This window comes from Bradyrhizobium sp. P2_E8 (genome assembly GCF_056403875.1).
In genome coordinates this window covers 1-6,688 of record NZ_JBFUES010000379.1, presented here as the reverse complement: position 1 = coordinate 6,688, position 6,688 = coordinate 1, and the positions used below count along the sequence as shown (strand labels likewise).

Annotated in this window: 6 protein-coding genes; 5 read left to right on the top strand and 1 reads right to left on the bottom strand. The window is 63.8% G+C overall.

Annotation, left to right across the window (positions count from 1 at the left end; all coding sequences use genetic code 11):
• The 3 genes from AC1D00_RS20965 to AC1D00_RS20955 all read left to right on the top strand — a co-directional run.
• On the top strand, window positions 1–369 hold a 369-nt coding region (locus AC1D00_RS20965), incomplete at its 5' end, for a heterodisulfide reductase-related iron-sulfur binding cluster (RefSeq protein WP_477011976.1).
• 70 nt (window positions 370–439) lie between these two features.
• Entirely contained in the window at window positions 440–811 is a 372-nt protein-coding gene (locus tag AC1D00_RS20960) for a histone (RefSeq protein ID WP_477011975.1), read from the top strand.
• Between the two features lie 436 nt (window positions 812–1,247).
• Entirely contained in the window at window positions 1,248–2,255 is a 1,008-nt protein-coding gene (locus tag AC1D00_RS20955; protein WP_167771126.1) for a TorF family putative porin, read from the top strand.
• 265 nt (window positions 2,256–2,520) lie between these two features.
• On the opposite strand, the gene AC1D00_RS20950 is transcribed toward AC1D00_RS20955, so the two are convergent.
• Window positions 2,521–4,284: an ABC transporter ATP-binding protein/permease gene (locus AC1D00_RS20950; RefSeq protein ID WP_404552730.1), complete on the bottom strand. Its 1,764-nt coding sequence runs from the start codon at window positions 4,282–4,284 to the stop codon at window positions 2,521–2,523.
• Window positions 4,285–4,598: 314 nt separating this feature from the next.
• Between AC1D00_RS20950 and AC1D00_RS20945 the strand changes: the two genes are divergently transcribed.
• Together AC1D00_RS20945 and AC1D00_RS20940 are read left to right on the top strand one after the other, a co-directional pair.
• Entirely contained in the window at window positions 4,599–6,263 is a 1,665-nt protein-coding gene (locus tag AC1D00_RS20945) for an L-lactate permease (protein ID WP_135176477.1), read from the top strand.
• 132 nt (window positions 6,264–6,395) lie between these two features.
• A partial coding sequence (locus AC1D00_RS20940) for an META domain-containing protein (protein WP_477011974.1) occupies window positions 6,396–6,688 on the top strand: 293 nt, incomplete at its 3' end.

The following is a 6,688-nucleotide window of genomic DNA, read 5'->3' as shown; positions in this document are numbered from 1 at the left end:
CCTGCGATAGGCGACAACATCGTCGTCGCCTATCACTCCGCGTGTTCGTTGCAGCACGGACAGAAAATCACGGGCCTTCCGAAAGAATTGCTTTCCAAGAATGGATTCGTGGTGAAAGATGTGCCCGAGAGCCATTTGTGTTGCGGTTCGGCGGGGACCTACAACATTCTCCAACCCGAGCTTGCGGGCAGGTTGCGTGATCGCAAGGTCGCCAACATCGCAAGCGTCAAGCCGGACATGATTGCCGCGGGCAATATCGGCTGCATGGTGCAGATTGCCAGTGGCACGTCAGTTCCGGTCGTGCACACGATTGAGCTTCTCGATTGGGCTACGGGCGGGTCGCGGCCGGCATTGAACGCGTCGAGCTGAGCTTTCGTCCGAAGGTGACGGCGGAAAGACGCCCGATCGACCATTGTACGGCGGCAACAGGAGGACCACGATGGCGAAAGCGAAGAAGAAGAAAAGCAAGAAGGCCAAAAAGGCCAAGAAGGCTGTAGCGGCGAAGAAGACCGCGAAGAAGGCGACGAAGAAGAAGAAGAAGGCAGCCAAGAAGACCGCGAAGAAATCTGCCAAGAAGGCCGCCAAGAAGGCCGCGCCGAAGAAGTCGGCCAAGAAGGCTGCAAAGAAAGCTGCACCGAAGAAGGCCGCCAAGAAGGCTGCGAAGAAAGCGGCACCGAAGAAGGCGAAGGCAGCTCCCGCGCCGAAGCCGTCAGCGCCGGTGGCGGCTCCGGCTCCCGAGCCTGTCGCCGAGACAAGCTGGGCGATGCCTTCGTCTTCTGCGGAACCGACGCCGGCCGAGGGGCAAGGTTAGGCCCAGCGTCAGGCCCGGGCTGCCTGGGGTCAGGCCGAAGGCCGGCTCCAGTCCAGCGACCATGATCGACAGCAGGAGGGCCGCGGCGGCGACGCTGCGGCCTTTTTGCATCTCAAGCGCCGGCCCCCGGAGGCCGCCTTCCACGGTGACCGCCCGATTCGTGGCGAGCGCAGCACGCACCGCCGGACTCCCGTACTAACCCGGTCCTCCAGTGCCCGTTGGCATGCAAATAATGTGATCGAGAAGCCACACAGGCCGACAACCTTCTTTGGAATCGCCAGAACGCCTAAAAAGTCGGCAGATGCTCGCGTTTTTTGCTTCACGGTTTGCATCCCTCAATCCAGATTGCCGCAGTAACGCAATTTTGCATATGGGTCGTACGCCCCGGGGGGCTTCCGGGAAACCGACTGGGTGAGAACTGGTGATGGGGATCGAAATGAAAAAAGTGGCTTTGTTGGCAACGGCGCTGGCAATGGTGACGACGGGTTCCGCTTTCGCGGCGGACATGGCGGTGAAGGCCAAGAAGGCTCCGCCGGTCGTTGCCTTCGACCCCTGGGATATCGCCTTCGGCGGCGCGATCATGAGCGACTACATCTTCCGCGGCGTCACCCAGTCGAACCACCAGCCTTCGGTCACCGCCTATTTCGAGCCGCGCTACAACGTCACCAAGGACCTCCAGCTCTACGTCGGCGTGTCCGCCGAGAGCATCTCCTTCGCCAATCGCGCCGCGGCTGAAGTCGACGTCTACGGCGGTATCCGCCCGACCTTCGGCGCCTTTGCGTTCGACATCGGCGTCTGGGGCTACCTGTATCCGGGCGGGAGCTGCGCCGACAACGTGCTCACCGGCGGCATTCCCGGCGGCAACGTCTGCGGCGTCAGCACGACCACGATTTTCCTCGCCGACGGCAACGTCATGAAGAAGGACGTCAGCTTCTTCGAAGTCTACGGCAAGGTGAACTACACCATCAACGACAGCTTTACCGTTGGCGCGACCGAGTACTACTCGCCGAACTTCCTGAACTCGGGTGCCTGGGGCAACTACGCTTCGTTGACCGCCAAGTACACGGCGCCCAGCACGGTCTTCGGCCCCTCGGGCGTCGGCATGTACGTGTCGGGTGAGTTCGGCCGTCAGTGGTTCGGCACTTCGGACGCCTTCTACGGCACCGGCGCCGGCACCGTGTTTGCCAACGGCATTCCCTACAAGGACTACAACACCTGGAACATCGGCATCGGCTTCACCTACAAGGTGTTCACGCTGGATCTGCGTTACTCCGACACCGACCTGAACAAGGGTGATTGCAACGCCTTCACCAGCGCGTTCAACGCCACCGGCACCACCAACGTCACCGCGATCAACCCGGGCGGCGCTGGCTCCAACTGGTGCGGCGCGGCGGGTATCGCCAAGCTGTCGTTCGACCTGACGGCGATGAGCAACCTGAAGTAAGTTTCTTCCCGAAACGGCTTACGAGGGCGGCAGAGCAATCTGCCGCCCTTTTGCTTTTTGCGGCCTGGAGCGCTGCGGCCGTGCCGGGCCTTCATGGTTCGAGACGCGCCGTCAGGCGGCGCTCCTCACCATGAGGGTCTGGGATTTTGCCGCAAAATCCGACCTCATCGTGAGGGCCCGCCAAAGGCGGGCGTCTCGAAGGATGGGCCGCAAGGAAAGGCGCCTATCGAGGTCTTTCAACTACGATAGCGATCGCCTTGCGCGCTCAGCGCGCCGCGGTCGGCTCCTTCTCGGCCGGCACGCCGCTCTTGCCGAGGACGTGGATCTTGCCCTCCTTCACCATCGTCACCTTGCGGGTGTGGAAGGCGTCGAGGGTCGAGCGGTGGCCGATCGAGACGATGGTGGCTTGTGGCAGCCTCTCCGTCAGCAGCCGGTACAGCCGGGCCTCGGACGGCTCGTCCAGCGAGGCGGTGGCCTCGTCCAGGAACAGATAGTCCGGCACGTGCAGCAGCGCGCGGGCGAGCCCCAGGCGCTGTTGCTCGCCGAGCGATAGCATCCGGTTCCAGTGGCCGTCCTCGTCGAGCCGCTCGGCGAGGTCGGGCAGTCCGACCGCGATCAGCGTGTCGCGGATCCGTGCGGTCTCGAACGCGCCTGGTGCAGCGGGATAGACCACAGCATCGCGCAGAACGCCGACCGGGAAATAGGGGCGCTGCGGCAGCATCATCAGCTTCGCCTTCTCGGGGACGAAGATGGTGCCGGTGCCGAACGGCCAGATGCCGGCGATGGCCCGGAACAGCGTCGACTTGCCGGAGCCGGACGGCCCGGTCACCAGCACGCGCTCCGGCATCTGGACGGCAAAGGCGTCGGCGGCGACCAGCGGCGTGCCGCTGGGCAGGTTCACGCAGAGCTGATCGAGGGCGATGCTGCCGTTGCCGCCGGCGGCCTTGAGGGCGATCGCCGGCTCATGGGCCGGCAGGTTCGCGGCTGAATCGACCGACATCTCGAAGCCGTCGAGACGCGCGACGATCGAGCGCCATTCCGCCAGCGATCGGTAGGCCGTGACGAAGAACGACAATGCGCCTTGTACGCTGGAAAAGGCCGATGCGGTCTGCATCATGTCACCGAGCTGGATCTTCTTGGCGAAGAAGGCCGGCGCCACCAGCACATAGGGAAAGATCACGGCGGCCTGCTGGTAGCTCGCGGTGAACGCGGTAAGGCGCTTGGTCCGGCTCATGATGGCGTACCAGTTGCCGATCACGAAGCCGAAGCGGTCCAGCAGCCGGCCGCGTTCGGCGCCTTCGCCCTTGAGCAGCGCGATCTGCTCGGAATTCTCGCGGACACGGACGAGGTTGAAGCGGAAGTCGGCTTCATAGCGCTGCTGCTCGAAATTGAGGTTGACCAGCGGAGCGCCGATCCAGTGCGTCAGCGCGGTGCCGAAGATCGCGTAGACCAGCGCGCCCCAGCAAAGATAGCCCGGGATCACGAGGTCGGTGCCGAACAGGTGCAGCGGGGCGGCGTTGGAGAGACCCCAGAGGATGATCACGAAGGAGAACAGCGTCACGATCGACGACAGCAGGCCGAGTCCGATGGTCAGGGTCTGCTCGACGAAGTTCTTGACGTCCTCGGTGATGCGCTGGTCCGGGTTGTCAGCCGCATCGCCCTTGAGCTGCATGCGGTAATGTGTGGCGTCTTGCAGCCATTCGCCCAGATAGTGCCGGGTCAGCCATTGCCGCCAGCGGATCTGGAGCCATTGGTTCAGGTACAGCTTGTAGACCGCCAGCGCGATATAGATCGAGGCGAGGGCGATGAAAATCCAGATCTGCGTGACGAACGCGTCCCAGTCGCTCGCCTGCAGTGCGCTGTAGAACCGGTTCTGCCACTGGTTCACGAGCACGTCGATCGCGACCAGGGCCAGCTCCATCGCGATCACGGCGCCGAGCAGGCCGCGGCCGGCCCATTTGTCCTCCGATCGAAAATAGGGGGCGGCGATTCGCCAGACGATCGCGAGCGTGGCGCTGATGTTCTTCACAGAGCTCTGTCTCCTGAGGGGATGTGCACAAATGCCTGGAGCCAAATGGCCGAGGCAATGGCCGAAATGGGCGCGCTTAGACTAAAGTCGCAAGTTCTGCAATTTGCGTTGGCTTGTCGCGGCTTGCAACCCTAGCATGGGCCGTAACGGCGCGGGGTGGGGGCCTTCGGGACTTCGCGAGCTTGTGAGCGGACGGGAACCGCCGCATTCGCGAGGAATTCGCGTCCAGCTCGGGGGTTATCGCTTCCAGCGTCAAGCAGGTTCGGCTGTCCACGCGGGCCGCCTGCCGCAAACATGCGTGGGGGAGGAAGACCATGTGGAATCAAATCTATGACCCGCTGCACAGCCCCGTGCTGTCGACGATCGCGGCGGCGGTGCCTGTCATCACGCTGCTGGTCCTGATTGCGAGCGGCCGCGTCCAGGCGCACATCGCGGCCGTCATCGCCGTGATCGTGGCCAACCTGATCACGATCTTCGTTTTCACCATGCCGGCGAACATGTCGATCCGCGCCTCGATCCTCGGTATCGTCACCGGCTTCTTCCCGATCGGCTGGATCGTCCTCAACGTCATCTTCCTCTACCAAGTCACGGTCGGCTGCGGAAAGTTCGAACTCCTGAAGCGCGCCATCGGCGGCGTCACCGAGGACCGGCGGCTGCAATTGCTGCTGATCGCGTTCTCGTTCGGCGCCTTCTTCGAGGGCGCCTCCGGCTTCGGCACGCCGGTCGCCATCACGGGCGCGGTGCTGATCGGGCTCGGCTTCTCGCCGCTTGCGGCTAGCGGCCTGTCGCTGATCGCCAACACCGCGCCGGTCGCCTATGGCGCGCTGGGCACGCCGATCCAGGGCCTTGCCTCGGTCACCGGGCTCGATCCCTACATCCTCGGCGCGATGGTCGGACGGCAATTGCCGTTCTTCTCGCTGATCGTGCCGTTCTGGGTGGTATGGGCGTTCGCGGGCTGGAAGGGCATGAAGGACGTCTGGCCGGCGATCCTCGTCACCGGTGTATCGTTCGCGATCCCGCAATTCGTGATCTCGAACTTCATCAATCCATGGATCGTCGACATCGGCGCCTCCCTGATCTCGATGGGCGCGCTGATCCTGTTCCTGAAGGTGTGGCAGCCCAGGCAGCTCTGGCTGTCGCCGGCGCTGCGCGGCCGCGATGAATCGGCGGCCACCATGGCGCCGGCAAAGCCGCTCGACAAGACACCGCTGACGCAAAGCGAGCTCTTCAGCGCGCTGCTGCCGTGGATCATCGTCTGCATCGTGATGCTGATCTGGGGCAACGGCGCCTTCAAGACCTGGGCGAACTCGATCTTCGTCTGGAATTATCCCGTTCCCGAGCTGCACCAGATGATCAACAAGATGCCGCCGGTCGCGCCAGGCCCGACGAAGGAGAACGCGGTGTTCAGCTTCACCTACCTGTCCTTCACCGGCACGGGCATGCTGATCGCGGCGATCATCTCGGGCTTCCTGATGGGCGTCGGTCCCGGCAAGCTCGTGACCGAGTACGGCCGCACCATCCGGCTGTGCGCGATCTCGCTGATCACGATCTCGGCGATGCTCGCGATCGGCACGCTGACGCGGCTGTCCGGCGTCGACGCGACGCTCGGTCTCGCCTTCGCCGCAACCGGGGTGCTCTATCCCTTCTTCGGCACGCTGCTCGGCTGGCTCGGCGTGGCGCTGACGGGATCGGACACCGCCTCCAACGTGCTGTTCGGAAATCTGCAGAAGATCACCTCCGAGCAGCTCGGCCTGTCGCCGATCCTGATGGGCGCGGCGAACTCCTCCGGCGGCGTGATGGGCAAGATGATCGACGCGCAATCGATCGTCGTCGCTTCCACGGCCACCAACTGGTACGGCCATGAAGGCACCATCCTGCGCTTCGTGTTCTGGCACTCGATCGTGCTGGCCTGCCTCGTCGGTGTGCTCGTGACGTTGCAGGCCTATGTCTGGCCGTTCACGGCGATGGTGCTGAAGTAACAGGCCCTACTTCGACGCAAATCCCCGCGGGCTCGTCCCCGCGGGGATTTTTGCATCGCGTGTGGGCGAACCTTCTCAATTGCGCCGCCGTCTTATAGAAGGTGCGGCAAATCAGGTCGGTCGAGAGGTTTCATGGTTTCGCTCAGGCAGGTGGTGTGTGCGACGGTTGCAATGCTGGCGATGTCCATTGTCGCGCGTGCTGAGGACGGTTTTCCCTTCGGCACCGAGATGACGCTGGAGGCGCTGCCGCAGCCGGGCTCGAAGCGGATTCCGAACATCGAGATCGGCGACAATGGCGAGGTCGTGCTGGAGCTGTGGTGCAAGGGCGGCAAGGGCCAGTTCTCGGTCGCCGGCAACACCGTGATCTTCGTGCCCGGCCAGATCCAGGACCGGTCCTGCCCGCCTGCCAGGGCCCAGGCCGACGA

Bases quoted from the DNA above. Each gene is read 5' to 3' on its own strand.
- AC1D00_RS20960 (WP_477011975.1), top strand. From the start codon at position 440: ATGGCGAAAGCGAAGAAGAAGAAAAGCAAGAAGGCCAAAAAGGCCAAG.
- AC1D00_RS20955 (WP_167771126.1), top strand. From the start codon at position 1,248: ATGAAAAAAGTGGCTTTGTTGGCAACGGCGCTGGCAATGGTGACGACG.
- AC1D00_RS20945 (WP_135176477.1), top strand. From the start codon at position 4,599: ATGTGGAATCAAATCTATGACCCGCTGCACAGCCCCGTGCTGTCGACG.